Source organism: Treponema sp. OMZ 840 (genome assembly GCF_050937815.1).
GTDB lineage: Bacteria > Spirochaetota > Spirochaetia > Treponematales > Treponemataceae > Treponema_C.
In genome coordinates this window covers 1-16,696 of record NZ_JACDIJ010000013.1, presented here as the reverse complement: position 1 = coordinate 16,696, position 16,696 = coordinate 1, and the positions used below count along the sequence as shown (strand labels likewise).

Here is a 16,696-nt window from a genome sequence, read left to right as displayed (position 1 = left end):
CATTATGAATATTGGAATCAAAAAAAAGTTAAACATGACTCAAGGTACCGGACAAGTATTAACCGTTACAGCCGGCCTTGTATTTTTATGTATAGTATTTGGTATTATAAATCCGAGTTTTTTCTCAGGCCGGAATATCAGCAATCTTTTAAGACAAATTGCTCCTATTTTAATTATCGGTATAGGACAATCATATGTTTTGATTACCGGCAACATTGACCTTTCAATAGGTTCTGTTGTGGGTATGTCTACAATGATAAGTGCAACACTGATGACAAAAGGAATAAACCCGTGGACAGCAGTTTTTATAACACTCGTTTGCTGTCTTACTGTCGGAATAATAAACGGATATCTTGTCGAAAAATTTAAAATTCCGCCTTTTATTGCAACACTCGGAACGATGACCGTAGCGCGAGGTATAGCACAAATAGTTAACAATAACTATAACACAAACAGTATAGGTGAAGCTGCACAAAATTTTCGTGATTTTTTCTATTACGGAAAAACGTTGGGATTGTTTAATACCATTTGGATTTCCGTATTTATATGGATTTGTTTTAATTTTATACTAAGTAAAACAAAAACAGGACGTTATATATATGCAATCGGAAGTAATGCGGAAGCTGCAAAACTAAGCGGCGTAAATCTATTAAGTACCGTCACAAAAGCCTTTTTAGTATCCGCTTTTTGTGCTTGTGTAGTGGGCCTTATTCAATGTGCTTCTGCCGGTATGGGTGCAATGGACGCCGGATCTACATATGAAATGTATGCAGTTGCCGCATCTGTAATCGGAGGAGTTTCAACACTCGGCGGACAAGGAATTTTAATAGGCACCGTTATCGGTGCTTCTATTTGGGCGGTTTTACAAAACGGCTTACAATTTGCCGGAGCACCTGTCGCAATCAGAAATATTGTTATCGGTTGTATTGTCGTCATATCCGTTCTACTTGATATTGTGGTACGAAACCGTTCATCCCCTCAAAGGATTAACAAGTAAATAAGCTGTCATATAATTGAACAGTTTACTAAAAAAGCGGAAACGCAAAAGGAGTGTTTTATGAAAAAGAACGTACTTGCTGTGCTTGCAGTTTTAACTGCATGTGTAACATTATTCGCCAACGGATCCAAAGATTCGGGAAAGAAAAAAGTTTTTCTTATAACGATGGATCAAATGGATCAGCACTGGGTGCAAGTGGATAAGGGAGCCAAAGATGCTGTAAAGGAATTAGGAAATATCCAATATAAATGGCTTGCACCTGATACAAAAGATGATGCAAAGCAAATTGAATGTGTAAATAACGCCCTTTCCGCAGGTGCCGATTGTATTCTTCTTGCAGCAAACGGTCCCGATGCCGTTACATCCGCATTAAAAGAAGCGGCCGCCGCCGGTGTCAAAATAGTGTATGTAGATTCCGCTGCTGACTTTCCCGGAGAACAATTACTCGCAACCGATAACCGCGCAGGAGGATTCCAAGTAGGAGAAACACTTATCAAAGAATTAACATCAAAGGGTATTACAAAAGGCAAAATAGGAATTATCGGCGTAAATGCGGCTACCGAATCATGTAATCAGCGTGAATTCGGTTTCCGCGATGCATTTAAAAAGACAAAATTTACATTGCTCGAAACCCAATATTGTCAAGGCGACGCTTCCGTCGCAAAAGATATGGCTGCAAACTTTATTACGGAAGGCTGTGTTGCAGTATACGGAGCTAATGAAGGTTCTACAGTCGGGGTCGGAAACGCAGTAAAAGAAGCCACCGATAAAAACGTTATAGGCTGCGGATCTGACGCTTCCGATATGAATAAATCTTTGGTAAAAAGCGGAGCGCTTTTATGTATCATGGCTCAAAATCCCTATAAAATGGGATATGAAGGCATCAAAAGTGCTGCAAAAGTATTAGCGGGAGAAAAAGTTTCACCCGCATATTTTGATACCGGTGTTTCGATTATAACAAAATCGGATCTGTAAAAAGAAAAACTAAAATAAAACAACCGGAGTTATGTATGAACTTTATCCTACACCTCCGGTTTTTTATTTACAGCACATCCAGCGCGCGCTGTACACGCTCGGCGGCTTTTTCAGCGCCCAAAATCAATATGGAGCCCATAAGGGGCGGGGAAACCTTGGAGCCGGTTACCGCCATGCGTATGGGCATCATAAAATCGCCGAGTTTTACGCCGAGTTTTTCCGCACAAGCTTTTGCAAGGTTTTCCTGAGCTTCATGATCCAAAGAACCGTCTTTAACGCCTTTATCCAGCGCTTGAATAAAGTTTAACGCTTCTGCAAGCACTTCTTTTGTTTTGGCGGCATCGAGCCTTTTAGGTACGAGTTGTTCGGCGCTCGGCGGCATGATGTTTTTAAACAAAAAGCCCGCCATCTCGGCAGCATCCGTTAAAAAGTGCAGCCTCTCTTTTATAAGCGGCATTAAATCCATGAGCTTTGTGCGGATAGCCGCATCGCTTAAATTATCCGCTCCCGCATCCAGTTCTTTTTGCGAAACCGCAAGGCTTCCGTCCTCTTTTAAAACAAGACCGGAATACTCGCTTCCGACCTTGGGGGCAGGAAATTCTTCGGAAGATTGAATGGGGATTGCCGCATCGCCGGTTCCCGTAATAAAGGGAAGCACGCGGCCGAATAATTCTTCATCGCTCATCATTCTCATATACTGGCCGTTAAACCATTCGAGTTTTTTATAATCGAAAACGGCGCCCGCCTTGTTTAACCGGCTCATTTGAAAGAGTTTTTCCAAGTCCGCAAGGGGGAAAATATCGCGACCTTCTTCATAAGAACAGCCGAGCATGGCGACATAGTTGACCAGCGCTTCCGGGATGTAGCCGCGGGCGCGGAATTCGTTTACGCTGGTTGCCCCGTGCCGCTTTGAAAGCTTTTGCCCGTCCGCACCGTTTACCATCGGAAGGTGGCAAAACTCCGGGTGTTGCCAGCCGAATGCGCGGTACATTTGCACGTGAAGGGGCGTTGAAGGTATCCATTCCTGTGCGCGCATAACGTGGGTGATTTTCATAAAATGGTCGTCCACGATGTTGGCCAAGTGATAGGTGGGGAAGCCGTCGGTTTTTAAAAGGACGGGGTCGGGGCTGATATCTTCGTTTTTCCATTCGATATCGCCTAAAAGCGCATCGTGAAAGCGAGTAACGCCTTCAAGGGGAACTTTTAAGCGGATAACGTAGGTTTTTTTTTCATTTAAATTCGCCTGCACTTCTTCGGGTGTAAGGTGGCGGCAGTTGCGGTCGTAGCCGGGGGGCATTTTGTTTTTTGTTTGAATTGCGCGGATACGGTTTAAGCGCTCTTCATCACAAAAGCAATAGTAAGCTTCGCCCTTTTGCACCAATTCTTCTGCGTATTTTTTATATAAATCAAAGCGCTCGGACTGTACGTAGGGCCCGTATTCTCCGCCCTTGGCTCCGCCTTCGTCCCAACAGATATTTAACCAATCGAGGGTATCGTAGAGGTTTTGTACAAACTCTTCACCGTAGCGGGTGCGGTCGGTGTCTTCCAGCCGCAGGATAAATTTTCCGCCCTTGGAGCGGGCAAACAAATAATTGAATAAAGCGGTTCTTACCCCGCCTATGTGCTGCATTCCCGTCGGCGACGGGGCATAACGAACTCGTACTTCCATAATCAACCATTGTATCGATTTTCGGCTGCTTTTGCAAGCTTTTACCTGTTTCCCGTCGCGACAGTCATAAAAGAAAAAGACAAATGTACACACAACAACAAGCCGGATTTGTTACCGGACACGGACTTTAGCGCTGTGCCGCTTTTATGTTCTATCGGCCTTTATTCCTTCTATCCACTGCATAAAGTAATCGAGAACAAGGCGCGTATTGCCGCAATTACAGTGATTCGATGCGTTTTCGGCTTCGGTAAACAGACGGAAAGTAAGGGAACGCACGTTTTTAAGTGCGGCAATTTCTTTTCCGACAAGGGTATAATCGATAAAGTGGTCGCGGCTTGCCCCTGCAATCAGGATATCCTGCGTTATATTGTGTCCGACATCAAGCATTTGATAGCGCTCCATTTTTTTTACGTATTCATACGGTGTTTTTGCCTCGTATGCGTACATACCGTGAGAAAGACCCCAGCGCGTCAATTCGTCTTTTTGGGCGGCCTTTTTAAGGGCGGCATTCAACAAGCCTTTCAGTTTTAAGCGCAGGCACAACCGTAACATACGGCGGCGGGCGGAAGGCAGACTGCCGAGAAGAATCTCCACAAAAGAAGGAAACACGCTCCACGCAATAACTCGCTTTATGCGCTTTTCAAAGGCGGCGGCCCGGGGAGAAAGCATACCGCCCAAAGAAGCCCCGATAATCGTAACATCGCTTAAGTTAAAATAATCCAAAACCGCCGCAACGGGCTTTTCCCATTCATGGGTAAAATGCTTGTTTTGAAGGCGTACAACGCCGCCCTGCCCCGGCCCTTCAAAAAGATAGACATCGAATCCCTTGGAGGCAAAATACAGCATAGGTATAAAAAGCTCTTCAAAATAACTGTCGTTGCCTCCGTGAAGCACAATGCAGTCTTTGCATTTCCTCTTTGCTGGCGTATACATAACCGGCAGTTTTACGTTTTCGTACGGAACTTCAAAACGCCGTACTTCGCCGCTTTTAAAATAAGCTTGATAAAAGTCGTAAAACAAATCGCAGGCTTTTTTATAATACTTTTTTTTATCGGGATCCCCGTCGTACATAAAAAACTCGCTCATACGGTAATAGGCAATCGCGTTTTTGACACGTTTTTCCGCCAAAGCCTTATCGCCCAAGGCGATAAGTTCGCGTTTCCAGCTTTCGCTGTCCTTTATTTTATGCGATATGCCGCGCACTTCGTCCAAGTCGCCCCCGTCCCACATAATAAGACGGTTTAATTGAAAATCGAAATTGGCTTGATTATTCAGCTTGTATATGCCTGTTTTAAAATTGAATTGCATAACGAACCTCCGTTATAGTCAGTATACGCCGAAGCACATAAAACGGCTTTCATTTTTCTGCACTCTTTCGGGATTTTTAGTTTCAGGTTTTTAAAGCACGGTTAAAAGGGGCGAGCTTTGTTTACGGGGTCGAGTTCGGTAATGCTTAAACCGAACAGTTTTTTGTTTACGGCGGCAAAATGCGAAGCGCTCGAAAAACCCGCACGGACTGCCGCATCGGTTACGCTTTCGCCCGCAAGCACATAGCGGTAGGTTTTCGACAGCTTTGCAAACACAAGATATGAAGCGATTGAAATACCGACCTGTTTGCGGAATAAATGTGAAAGTCCGCTTTCGGATAAAAAAGCTTCTTTACACAAAGCACTCATAATTCCCGCTTCCAAAGTTTCGCTTGTATCGATTATGTCCAGCACTCGGCGGATTCTTTTATCGTATTCAAGCACACCTTCTCTTTCAAGACCGCATATTTTTAAAATTTTTTCGTCCGTACCGGGCTGCATTCCGCACTTTTCATCGGCTTGCGCCCCGTTTGCTTTTTCATCCAATACCGCACACACCTTGCCGCACAGGGTATCCGAAAGTACCGCATAGTCGGCGCCTTTAAGATACAATTCGTTCAAACATTCTGCACGCTTACAGGTTTCATCGAATAAATACACAAGTATCGGGGTTTTATCGGATAAAACCGTGTGCATACAATTCGATTGAATCACAATCCCCCGGCACATGCATTCATCGCCGTTTATTTTGCAGTGTAAAAACCCGTCGAGCGCAAAAATCATATGTTTTGCAAAATGTTTGTGCATACTCGGCGAAGGATAAAAGGCTTTAAAAAATATGTGATCGAAAAAATACTGCATACGCTTAATATCTTAAACATTCAAATTATAAATCAAAAAGATATATACAGTCTATAGAAAAAAAACGCCGCTTATGTTATTATATTAAAAGTGATAAAGCCGGCTTTGTGCCGTACCTCACCGATATCTTATAGGAGATGTTTATGAAAAAAACACAACACTTTATTATGATTGTTTCGGCACTTATGCTGTGCTGTATATTTTTATTTTCCGCTTGTATAAGCACACCCGCAAAAACGGACAAGGCGGAAGCACAAAAACAAGACGGGGTACTCAGAATAGATGTATTGCGCGAAAAAAAGCAAACCGAACGCTACGAGTATTCGGCGGAACTTCCGAGATTTCCCGATTATCCTAAATTAAGTGCAGTTGTACGCGATATTCACGATAAACGGTTTGCCGATTTTGACCGCGAATCTGCTGCAAATTTTAAAACAAGTGCAAACGGTTCTCACTCTTTTTTTATAAATTGGGAAGCCGCCGACCTTACCGATTCAATCATCAGCATTAAAATCGAAACATACGAATTTATCGGGGGAGCAAACGGTATAAATTCAATCGATGTTATAAACTGGCTTCCTGCAAAAAATAAGCGCATTATGACTGCGGATTTACCGGCTTACTTCGGTTTAAAATACAGTCAGCAGGAATGGCTTGAAACGCTTTCACGCAATACGCGCGATATTTTGGAAAACAAATTAAATAAAGCAAAAGATGCTTCCGTATCCAAATTTATTACGGGCGGAACGGAACCCCTTGCCGAAAATTTCAAAAATATAACGGTGTCCGGCAATAATATCACCGTATGGTTCGACAAATACCAAGCAGCGCCGGGTTCCGCAGGTATTTTGTCCGCATCAATCAATATAAAAGATTTACAATAAAATGGAATCTTGCAGACAAAGCAGGGCTGGAGAAAACTATGGATTTTTTTGAAGCGATTGAAAAACGGTACAGTTTCCGCGGGGAATATACGGATAAAACCGTAAGCAAACAAGATATGCGTAAAATTCTTGATGCGGGTATACGCGCTCCTTCGGGCCGTAACGGACAAACAACCTCGTTTATCGCGGTAACCGACAAGGACTTGCTGAAAAAAATTGCCGGCGTTATCGATAAGCCCTGCGTAAAAACCGCCCCGCTTATTATTGCCGTATTAACCGAAAAGGTTGAAGTATTCGAGGGCAGATCTTTTGAAATAGAAGATTACGGAGCCGCCGTGGAAAACATTCTTTTAGCGGCAACCGCCCTCGGCTACGCCTCTTTGTGGCTGGACGGATATACCGGAAGCGGGAACAATTCCCGCCGTTTGGCGGAAATATTGGACGTTCCTTCGCATTTGACGGTGCGCACGATTCTTCCCGTAGGAGTGCCGGCGGAAGAAGGGAAACAGCGCGAACGCAAAGCCTTTGAAGAACGGGTTTATTTGGAAAAATACAGGTGAGGCGAAAAGGTATTAGATTTTATTTCTCTTACCAAATAGTCTTTACTTGATAAAATGGAATATTTTCATCCCTTGTTATTATCGTCAAGTCGTTTTCCTTGGCTTGTGCAATGAGCAGTCTGTCAAACGGGTCTTTATGAATATCCGGTAACTTTTTTATTCTTTCTGCATCATATTCTGTCGGGAAAAGATAAATAAATTCTTCATTTTCTAAAACAGTCCGCAGTTTTGGAATATCGATTTTGAAATCAAGCGTTCCTTTTGTTTGTTTTATCGCAATCTCCCATAACGAAATATAACTGAAAAAACATCGTTTTGTTTCCATCAGCTTTCGCGCTGTTAAAGAAAGTTCATTACTGCCGGTTACATACCAAATTATCGCATGAGTATCCAATAAATACATCACATATACTCCGCAAAGTCTTCAAGAGGTTTGTCAAATTCAGGCGACATCTTGCAAGGAATATCTTTCAAACAACCGAAACCTTTTTTTTGCCCCTTTGTTGCAGTATTTTTTTCCGATGCGGAAAATTTAAAGAAAATATAATCTACATAAGAAGATACTTCTTCAAGTGCTGCTTGGGGAAGCGACTTTAATTTCTTTTCAAGAGTACCGTATAACATAAAATATTCTCCTATATAATTTCAATAATACCATAAATTCCGTATTATTTCTACGATACCTAAAACGTTTTTTCAAAAGCGACTTACAGGGTTCCAAATTTTTGTATTTTTATCTTGTAACCTTTTGTATCGGCAGGAGTTTATCTTACAGTATTGCATGAGCTAAACAAACAGCAATAAGCGGTAAAGATCCCGCAGAAAACGGATAAGCATAAGCTCCTCTGCGGTGTTTTCCGCATCCTCCTCTCCTTTTGCCCCCCTTCGGAATTTTTCCGAAGGGGGGATTTTTTTATGCAGCCGCCTAAAACACAATCGGCTTTTCGGCAGATTCCAAACGTGCAATTTCCTCGCCGGAAAGTTCACGGAAGCCGCCGCTCTTTAACGAAAAATCAAGCATAAGAGAACCTATTGCAATGCGCTTTAAAAAGACAACCTCGTTCCCGGCGGCGCGGAACATCCTTTTTACCTGGTGGTACTTTCCTTCAAAAACGGTAAGGGTACAGGCGGCACAGCCCTTATATTCGGCTGCCTGTTTTTCATCGGCAAAAAAGCGGACGCTTTGTTTTTCGCCGAGCCATTCAAGAATTGAGCTTGAGGCACGGAAGGCTTTTTCCGCTCCTTCGGCGGGAATATCCATGCCGTCTTTAAAGAGGTTCACATAAAACGCCTTATCGCGGGGCTCTTCGGGCATATTTTTAAGGCAAACAAAATAGGTTTTTGCGATATGTTTTTTCGGAGAAATAATGCGGTGGGTAAGTTCGCCGTCGGTGGTACACAAAACAAAGCCTTCGGTATCGGCATCCAAACGCCCCGCAACATGTAAATCGCCGCCAAAAAATCGCCTACACAAGTCCTTGTCCAGTAAATCGAAAACGGTTGTATAGACGGGATCCTTTGCCGAACAAACCGTATTTTTCGGTTTGTTTATCATAAGGTAGAGATTGCTTTTAAGCTCGATTTTTTTTCCGTCAACACAAACCGTGTCGGTGACCGGTCTTATATGCATATCGGCGGCAATACAGGGCGTCCCGTTTACCTCTACCCGCCCCGCCCTAACCAGCTTTTTTACGCCGCTTCTCGTACCGAAGCCTTGGCGGGCAAGGAGTTTATCGAGGCGAATCGTACCGGAAGCGAGGTTTTCCGATACACCCGGTGCACCGGATGCCCTCGATGTTTTATTTTTTTGCAGGTCTTTATCCGCGTTCATGAATCGGTATATAGGTGCGTTCGGGCAGTACGTTTTTGTAAGCGGGGCGGTATATGCGGCCGCCTGAAACAACTTCCTCTATACGGTGAGCGGCCCAGCCCGCAATACGGCTGACGGCAAATATCGGCGTAAACAGTTCGCGCGGTATATTCAGCATGGAATAGACAAAGCCCGAATAAAAATCGACGTTTGCGCAGATTTGTTTGTCGGCTTCTTTTTCTTCGGCAAAAACCGCGGGCGCAAGTTTTTCGACCAAACGGTACAAGCCGTATTCTTCAAGACGATTTTTTTCGCGCGCAAGTTCTTCGGCCTTTTTGCTTAACAAAACGGCGCGCGGGTCGGAGACGGTATAAACGGCGTGCCCCATACCGTAGATAAGGCCCGTGCGGTCGCCCGCTTCTTTTTTGATAATTTTTTTTAGATAGGCGGTAACCTCTTTTTCCGACGACCAGTCCTTTACGTGCTTTTTTACCTTGTCCATCATATCCATAACCTGAGCGTTTGCACCGCCGTGCCGTCTTCCCTTTAAAGAACCGACCGCCGCCGCAACAGCCGAATAGGTGTCGGTATCTGCCGACGAAACGACGTGGATACTTAAAGTCGAGTTGTTACCGCCTCCGTGCTCGGCGTGCAAAATCAGCGACAAATCGAGGATTTCCGCTTCCAACCTTGAATAGCTTTTAGCCGGGCGGATAAGGCGCAAAAGATTTTCGGAGGTTGAAAGTTCCGGCTTGGGATTGTGAATATACATACTTTTACCGTCGTGGTAATGGCGCTTTGCTTCATAGGCGTAGGCGGCAAAGGTTGAAAAACGGGCAATCAATTCAATGCACTGGCGCAAATTATTCGATGCGCTTCGGTCTTCGGGGTTTTCGTCATAGGAATAGGAGGCAAGCACGCAGCGGGCAAGCTTGTTCATAATGTCGCCGGAAGGAGCTTTCATAATCATATCTTCGGCAAAGGTTGCAGGAAGCTGCCGCTTCGAGCCCAAGAGGATACGGAAATCGTCCAAATCTTTGCGCGACGGCAATTCTCCGAAAAGCAAAAGATAAATCGTTTGTTCAAAAGCAAACTCATCGCAGCGTTCGGCGTCTTCCACCACGTCTTTAATATCGTAGCCGCGGTAAATCAATTTTCCGGGAATGGCGGTTTTTACGCCGTCAATCATCTCGTAGCCGACAACATCGCCCACGCGCGTAAGTCCGACAAGAACGCCGCGTCCGTCCGCATACCGCAGGCCGCGCTTGACATCGTACCGGGAATATAAATCCTGATCGATGGGGCTGTTGCGCGCCGACAGGGCGGCAAGCTTTTCAAACAATACCTGTTCGGAATATTCACTCATTTATGTATCCTCTCCGAAAAAAGAGTATACAGGAAAGCGGCAAATCTCACAATACACCTTGCGAAACAGATACGGTTTATAAAAGGGTGTATTTATTAAGACTGTAATACATACAAGCCGTATTGTTGATTTTTATCTTTGTCAAAACAATCTTTTATTATTGAATAATATGTATCATCTTTATGTTCAAAATATCTGAATAACGAAAAGGCTATTAAATCCGCAAGTTGAATTGAACGTGAGATTCGTAAATCCAAAAAAAGCGGAACTTCAGCGAAATTATTCAATTTTTCTTTCCACATGTTCCCTAATGATTGATAGAGTCTTGACCAACTTTGATATTGATTTTCCAATTTTGATTTGTCAAAAACAGCGAAACCTCTTACAGCCTCATTGTACTTTAAGAATTTCCGCTTGAGGAATTTATCAAAGCGGCTTGTTATCTGTGTAAACAACATTTCGTCGACATCATCGGTTTTATTATCAATAACGGCACCGAATAAGATACATTGCCAAGGATAATTTTTTCTTATGTGTTCAAGGCAATCTTTTAAAATCGCGTTTCGCTTTCCTTTCGGGATACCTCTCCATACGCCGCGGCCGCTTCTCATAGGGCTTGCATGAAGTTCCAAATCCGTTCTACCGATATGTTTAAACATAATCTCATCAACCGCTTTTTCAATCCAAAAAGGCTGATCCTAATACGCAGCAAAACCGGCGAGAACACTGTATTTTGTATCCGGATTAGAGGCATTTCCTGAATCATCTGCATAAAGAAGATACATAAAACCACTCCGAAAAAAAAAGAGAGCCAAGCGAGAAACCTCGACGCACCGCATAAAGGCAGCACTCTTGACTCTTAACATAAATATATCATATTTTACACAAAAGTCAAGGTTTTTAAATTAATCCTTTTTACTATTCTCACAATACACCTTTGACAGCTGTAAGTGCGCATTGTATAATAAATACTGTTGCATGCATATGAGCAAAGGCAAAACCTGTGTTTCCCCGCAGTTGTTTTCAAAATCGAGGGATTGTAAAAATGAGTAAAGATTATTCAAAACACTTTTTAATGAATACGGACGACGTAAAAAACTACGTTATACACAAGGGCTTTTTCGATTCAAATGCAGATCTTGTATGCAGCGAAATCGGCGACGGCAATATCAATTACGTATTCAAGGTAATCGACGAAAAAACGGGTAAATCCCTCGTTATCAAACAGGCGGATAAACTCCTTCGCTCTTCGGGCCGCCCTCTCGATTTACACCGCAGCAAAATAGAAGCCGAAATTTTGCGTATAGAAGGCAGCCTTGCCCCCTCTATGGTGCCGAAGGTTTATTTGTACGACGATGCCCTGTGCGCCCTCGTTATGGAAGATATTTCCGCATATAAAAACCTCAGAACACAGATGCTTGAAGGGCATACCTTTTCGCATTTTACCGAAAACATCTCCGACTTTTTGGCGGCAACCCTTATTCCGACCACCGATTTGGTTATTGCCCGTGCCGAAAAAAAAGAGCGGGTTAAGCTGTTTACGAATATCGAGCTTTGCGATATAACCGAAGATTTGGTATTAACCGAGCCTTATTACGATTATAAAAAACGCAATATTATTACAAGGGGCAACAAAGACTTTGTAGAAACTCACTTGTATAAAAACGAAGCTCTAAAAGCCCAAGCGGGAATACTCCGTAACTCTTTTATGAACGAGGCGCAAGCTCTTATACACGGCGACTTGCATACAGGTTCAATCTTTATAAACGAAAAAGGCATCAAGATAATCGACCCGGAATTCGCCTTTTACGGCCCTATGGGTTACGATATCGGAAACGTTATAGGCAATATGTTTTTTGCCCTTGCACATAAAAGCTTTTGCGAAAGCAAAAACAAAGCCTTTATACAATGGGCCGAACAATGTATCGCCGACATCGTTGACTTAACCGAAGCAAAACTCGCAAAAAAATACGACGAGTGCGTCAGCTTTCCCCTGTATACGGACGGCTTTAAAAAGTCTTACCTCGCCCGCGTAAAAGCCGACTCCCTCGGTTTTGCGGGAACGGAAATAATACGGCGGGTAGTCGGCGACACAAAGGTTAAAGAACTCTCTTCGGTAAAAGACGGTGCGGTAAAAATCCGAATGGAACGCGCTTTAATCCTTACCGGCGAACACCTTATTATGAATCGGCACAAAAACCTTTCGGGTAAAAACATCGTCAATCTTTTTAAAAAAGCACAAAAAGAGGTAGCCGAATGAACGATATACAACGCTCGGATGAAGGCTTGGCCTTTTTACTCAGATACGAAAACATCGCCTGGTACGAAAACGCAGCGGTACGCATTTTGGACAGACGGGTGTACCCCGCGCAAACCGAATTCGTAACCTGCACCGATTACCGCGAAGTCGCTCAAGCCATAAAAGATATGGTAACCCAAAGCGCAGGCCCCTACCTTGCCGCCGCAATGGGTATGGCCCTGGCCGCTTATCAAGCCGTCCATGCAAAACGCAGTGACGGTGCAAGCGCATCCGGTGCAAGCACCAAGGGTGTAGATATAATCGCATACTGCGAAAAAGCCGCCTATGAACTTTCCCATGCGCGGCCGACAACGGTTGAGCAAATGAAGGGCATTGTAAACGGTTCGCTTGACATTATAAAAAACCTTGCCGGAAAAGCTTCCGCAGACGAAATCGTTCAAGCCGCCTTCGACTACGCTTTTAACTATGTAAACAACAATTATAAAAAATACACGGTTATCGGAAAACACACGGCCGCCCTTATACCGCAAAACGGCACAATTATGACCCAGTGCTTCGGCGACACGATTGTCGGCACTATGCTGCGCGAATGCATAAAAGCCGGCAAAAACGTTAAGGTTATATGCGCCGAAACCCGCCCCTATTTTCAGGGCTCCCGCCTTACGGCAAGCGTCGCCTGCGATATGGGAGTGCCCGTTACCGTTATAAGCGATAATATGTGCGCCTTTACGATGAAAACCAAACAGGTGGATATGTTTACCTCCGCATCCGACGTTATCACAATTGACGGCCATATTATCAACAAGGTCGGCACCTTTCAAATGGCCCTTGCCGCTCACTATTACGGCATACCCTATTACGTTACCGGCACCCCCGACCCCAAACACGCCGACCTTTCAACCGTGCATATTGAAGAGCGCGACGGAGAGGCGGTATTGACGCTTTGGGGTAAAAAGATCACAATGGAGGGAGTGAAAGGCTATTATCCCGCATTCGATATTACACCTCCGGAGCTTTGCACGGGCGTTATTACCGATTTGGGTGTGTATGAACCGCAGCGCTTAGCGGATTACTTTAAAGCCGGCCGGCATTGATACCGGTTTATAAAAATAATTGATTTTTTATGGGAGTCATAAAAATGGAAAAAAAGGACTATTTTGAAGAAAGAACACTTGTTGCACGCTACATGAAAAGGATGTATGACCGCAATCTTACAACCATAAGCGGAGGCAACATCAGCCTGCGCATAGACGACGAACGATTTTGCATTACCCCTTCCGGCCTCGACAAGGGAAACTTAAGCGCCGACGTAATTGCAATCGTACGCTTCGACGGAACCAATTTAACGCCGCATTTAAAGCTTAGCATAGAAACGGAAATGCATCGTGCGGTTTTATCAAAGCGCCCCGATATAAACGCGGTTATTCACGCCCATCCGGTGTATGCAAGTTCCTTTGCAACCGCAATGCCCTGCCAAATCAACACAAAGCTTAATGCCGAAACCTATTACATCTTGGGAGAAGTCGCAAACGTTCCCTACCGCTTAATGGGCACAACGGATCTTGCACAAATTGTTGCAGAACATATAAAAGACCATAACGCCCTATTGATGGAAAACCACGGAGCCATTGCCGTGGGAACGGAACTTTTAACCGCATTCGACCGTATCGAGTTATTGGAACGCTCGGCCGTTATGACCGTTATTACACGAGGTATAATCGGCAGCCATGAGCTTTCTCCGGAGCAAATTAAAGAAATCCAAGAAATGCGCGGCTATTAAGATTTTCAGCGGGCACTGCGGACAATCCGAATACTCGCCTTGATAAAAATCGAAAAAAATGCTATGACTGTTATATGAAAATCACATTAATCAAAGACATCCTCGTGTCCGAACCGGACGGACGGACAGTACACGTATACGGCTGGGTGCGCACCAAACGCGACTCCAAAAACCTTTGCTTTATTCAGGTAAATGACGGCTCATGCTTTGCCTCGATACAGCTCACCTTCGACCGTGAAGCCGCTCCGGCAGGCGGCATGAGCAGCGGACAAAGCGCCGCAGACGGTGCAGCCGCAGCCGACAATTCCGCCGCAAGCGGTACACAAAGCGCCGCAGACGGTACGGACATCGAAAACGAACTTAAAAAAATAAGCACGGGCGCTTCCGTTCACGCCGAAGGAAAACTCATCCCCTCGCCCGCTTCGGGACAAGCGGTGGAAGTCGCCCTTGAACGCCTTGAAGTTCTCGGAGAAGCACCCGCGGAAACCTACCCCTTACAAAAAAAAGGACACAGCTTCGAGTTTTTGCGCGAAATAGCGCATTTGCGCCCCCGCACAAACGCATTCGGTGCGGTCGCCCGCATGAGAAACCAAATGGCTTTTGCAGTGCATACCTTTTTTCAGGAACGCAGCTTTAACTACGTTCACACCCCCATCATCACCGCAAGCGACACCGAAGGCGCAGGCGAAATGTTTCAAGTAACCACCCTCGACTTGGCAGCCATAGCCGAACGCGGTATAAAAGCCGGCGCAAAGGGCATGAGAGCCGATAAGGCCGCCGACCTGGTCGATTATACAAAAGATTTTTTCGGCAAAAGCACCAACCTCACCGTATCCGGCCAATTGGAAGCCGAAACCTTTGCAACCGCCCTTTCGCGCGTCTACACCTTCGGCCCCACTTTCCGCGCCGAAAACTCCAACACACCGCGCCACTTGGCCGAGTTTTGGATGATAGAACCGGAAATGGCCTTTTTCGACCTCGACGACAATATGGACTTGGCCGAAGACTTTATCAAATACCTTTTAAATTGGGCGCTCACCAAATGCGCGGACGACATGGCCTTTTTTAACGAACGCATACAAAAAGGCCTCATCGACACCCTCACGCAGGTTGCATCTTCCGACTTCAAACGCATAAGCTACACCCAAGCCGTCGAAGAATTGGAAAAAAACAACGAACGCTTCGAATTCAAAGCCTATTGGGGCTGCGACTTACAAACCGAACACGAACGCTTTTTAACCGAACAGCTCTATAAAAAACCCGTTATGGTTTACGACTACCCCAAAAACATCAAAGCATTTTATATGAAACTGAACGACGACGGCAAAACCGTCCGCGCCGTAGACGTCCTTGTCCCCGGTATCGGAGAAATAATCGGCGGCTCCCAGCGCGAAGAAAACTACGACAAACTCCTTACGCGCATCCGTGAAATGAACTTAAACCCCGAAGATTATCAGTGGTACCTCGATTTACGCAAATACGGAACCGTCGTCCATTCCGGCTTCGGCCTCGGCTTCGAACGCCTCCTGCGCTACGTTACCGGCATGGCAAACCTGCGCGACGTTATCCCCTTCCCCCGAACCCCCAAATCCGCCGATTTTTAAAATCGATTTTTGAACCCGGCTTTTTTATACTCCTTTTTTTTAAGGGCGCTGCGGGGCGAGCGCCCCGCCGGGTGCTGCGTGCTTCCGCATCCGCTCCATACCGCCGAAAGCCCAAGCTCCAAGCGCACGGCGGTACGCCTTCGGCGGCACTGCGCCCCCTAGCGCTCCTTCCCTTCCTTAAAACAAATTAAAAAAACTTTCCCCGAAACTTTGTTTTTTTAGGAATTTTGTGTTACAATGTTTAAAAAGAAAACATCCTGTTTTCTTTTTAACTTAAGTTTTGCTTCGCAAAACTTGTTACCTAAAGCTTTTCTGCACGTCCGTGTGCAGGCATAAAATCGGACGTCGTGTCCGATTTTATGCTTCGAGTTTTAGTCGGTGTGTACACCGCCTAAAACATCGGGTATTTGCAGCTTTTACCGGCATCCGTGCCGGGAGTATACTAGGGGAAATACTTATGATGTAAAACATCTGATGCGGGATGTTTTATCTAAGATATTTTCCGCTTACGTACATCTGTGCTGTGCGTTATATTAACTTTTTACGAGGACTTATGAACGGTAAGACAGATACTACCTCTTTTATCTTTTCCGCACAAAAAGGGCACAGGGTACTTGACAAAG

Annotated in this window: 16 protein-coding genes; 8 read left to right on the top strand and 8 right to left on the bottom strand. The window is 44.9% G+C overall.

Going from position 1 to position 16,696, the window contains the following annotated elements; genetic code table 11:
• Positions 1 to 4 precede the first annotated feature (4 nt).
• The gene (locus H0R92_RS12240) at positions 5 to 997 is read left to right on the top strand and encodes an ABC transporter permease (RefSeq protein WP_432965276.1); all 993 of its coding nucleotides are present in this window, start codon (positions 5 to 7) and stop codon (positions 995 to 997) included.
• A 60-nt stretch (positions 998 to 1,057) separates the two neighbouring features.
• Complete coding sequence (locus H0R92_RS12235) at positions 1,058 to 1,972, top strand: ABC transporter substrate-binding protein (protein WP_432965273.1); 915 nt, start codon at positions 1,058 to 1,060, stop codon at positions 1,970 to 1,972.
• Positions 1,973 to 2,039: 67 nt separating this feature from the next.
• Here H0R92_RS12235 and gltX read toward each other — a convergent pair whose 3' ends face one another.
• The 3 genes from gltX to H0R92_RS12220 all read right to left on the bottom strand — a co-directional run bounded on the left by gltX (position 2,040) and on the right by H0R92_RS12220 (position 5,755).
• Positions 2,040 to 3,641: a glutamate--tRNA ligase gene (gene gltX, locus H0R92_RS12230; protein ID WP_432965270.1), complete on the bottom strand. Its 1,602-nt coding sequence runs from the start codon at positions 3,639 to 3,641 to the stop codon at positions 2,040 to 2,042.
• A gap of 144 nt (positions 3,642 to 3,785) precedes the next feature.
• Entirely contained in the window at positions 3,786 to 4,949 is a 1,164-nt protein-coding gene (locus H0R92_RS12225) for an alpha/beta hydrolase (RefSeq protein WP_432965267.1), read from the bottom strand.
• Between the two features lie 101 nt (positions 4,950 to 5,050).
• The gene (locus tag H0R92_RS12220) at positions 5,051 to 5,755 is read right to left on the bottom strand and encodes a helix-turn-helix domain-containing protein (protein ID WP_432965264.1); all 705 of its coding nucleotides are present in this window, start codon (positions 5,753 to 5,755) and stop codon (positions 5,051 to 5,053) included.
• 197 nt (positions 5,756 to 5,952) lie between these two features.
• On the opposite strand from H0R92_RS12220, the gene H0R92_RS12215 reads away from it, so the two are divergent.
• Positions 5,953 to 6,693: a PdaC/SigV domain-containing protein gene (locus H0R92_RS12215; RefSeq protein ID WP_432965261.1), complete on the top strand. Its 741-nt coding sequence runs from the start codon at positions 5,953 to 5,955 to the stop codon at positions 6,691 to 6,693.
• Between the two features lie 38 nt (positions 6,694 to 6,731).
• Complete coding sequence (locus H0R92_RS12210) at positions 6,732 to 7,253, top strand: nitroreductase family protein (protein ID WP_432965258.1); 522 nt, start codon at positions 6,732 to 6,734, stop codon at positions 7,251 to 7,253.
• Positions 7,254 to 7,281: 28 nt separating this feature from the next.
• Here H0R92_RS12210 and H0R92_RS12205 read toward each other — a convergent pair whose 3' ends face one another.
• From H0R92_RS12205 to H0R92_RS12185, 5 genes are all read right to left on the bottom strand, one after another.
• A complete protein-coding gene (locus tag H0R92_RS12205; protein ID WP_432965255.1) occupies positions 7,282 to 7,656 on the bottom strand; it encodes a type II toxin-antitoxin system VapC family toxin in 375 nt (124 codons plus the stop codon).
• Positions 7,656 to 7,877 carry a DUF2281 domain-containing protein gene (locus H0R92_RS12200; RefSeq protein WP_432965252.1) on the bottom strand — a complete coding sequence of 74 codons (222 nt, stop codon included), beginning with the start codon at positions 7,875 to 7,877 and terminating at the stop codon, positions 7,656 to 7,658. Before H0R92_RS12200 ends, H0R92_RS12205 begins: the two co-directional genes overlap by 1 nt.
• Before the next feature lie 301 nt (positions 7,878 to 8,178).
• The gene (locus H0R92_RS12195) at positions 8,179 to 9,084 is read right to left on the bottom strand and encodes a pseudouridine synthase (RefSeq protein WP_432965249.1); all 906 of its coding nucleotides are present in this window, start codon (positions 9,082 to 9,084) and stop codon (positions 8,179 to 8,181) included.
• Entirely contained in the window at positions 9,071 to 10,429 is a 1,359-nt protein-coding gene (locus tag H0R92_RS12190) for a citrate/2-methylcitrate synthase (RefSeq protein WP_432965246.1), read from the bottom strand. Before H0R92_RS12190 ends, H0R92_RS12195 begins: the two co-directional genes overlap by 14 nt.
• Positions 10,430 to 10,524: 95 nt before the next feature.
• Positions 10,525 to 11,088 carry a DUF3800 domain-containing protein gene (locus H0R92_RS12185; RefSeq protein ID WP_432965243.1) on the bottom strand — a complete coding sequence of 188 codons (564 nt, stop codon included), beginning with the start codon at positions 11,086 to 11,088 and terminating at the stop codon, positions 10,525 to 10,527.
• A gap of 386 nt (positions 11,089 to 11,474) precedes the next feature.
• On the opposite strand from H0R92_RS12185, the gene mtnK reads away from it, so the two are divergent.
• From mtnK to asnS, 4 genes are all read left to right on the top strand, one after another.
• Positions 11,475 to 12,689, top strand: coding sequence for an S-methyl-5-thioribose kinase (mtnK, locus tag H0R92_RS12180; RefSeq protein WP_432965240.1), 1,215 nt, complete (start codon positions 11,475 to 11,477; stop codon positions 12,687 to 12,689).
• Positions 12,690 to 12,694: 5 nt separating this feature from the next.
• The gene (locus H0R92_RS12175) at positions 12,695 to 13,783 is read left to right on the top strand and encodes an S-methyl-5-thioribose-1-phosphate isomerase (RefSeq protein ID WP_432965376.1); all 1,089 of its coding nucleotides are present in this window, start codon (positions 12,695 to 12,697) and stop codon (positions 13,781 to 13,783) included.
• Positions 13,784 to 13,827: 44 nt separating this feature from the next.
• Positions 13,828 to 14,469 carry a class II aldolase/adducin family protein gene (locus H0R92_RS12170; RefSeq protein ID WP_432965237.1) on the top strand — a complete coding sequence of 214 codons (642 nt, stop codon included), beginning with the start codon at positions 13,828 to 13,830 and terminating at the stop codon, positions 14,467 to 14,469.
• A 74-nt stretch (positions 14,470 to 14,543) separates the two neighbouring features.
• A complete protein-coding gene (gene asnS / locus H0R92_RS12165) occupies positions 14,544 to 16,073 on the top strand; it encodes an asparagine--tRNA ligase (protein ID WP_432965234.1) in 1,530 nt (509 codons plus the stop codon).
• Positions 16,074 to 16,696 lie beyond the last annotated feature (623 nt).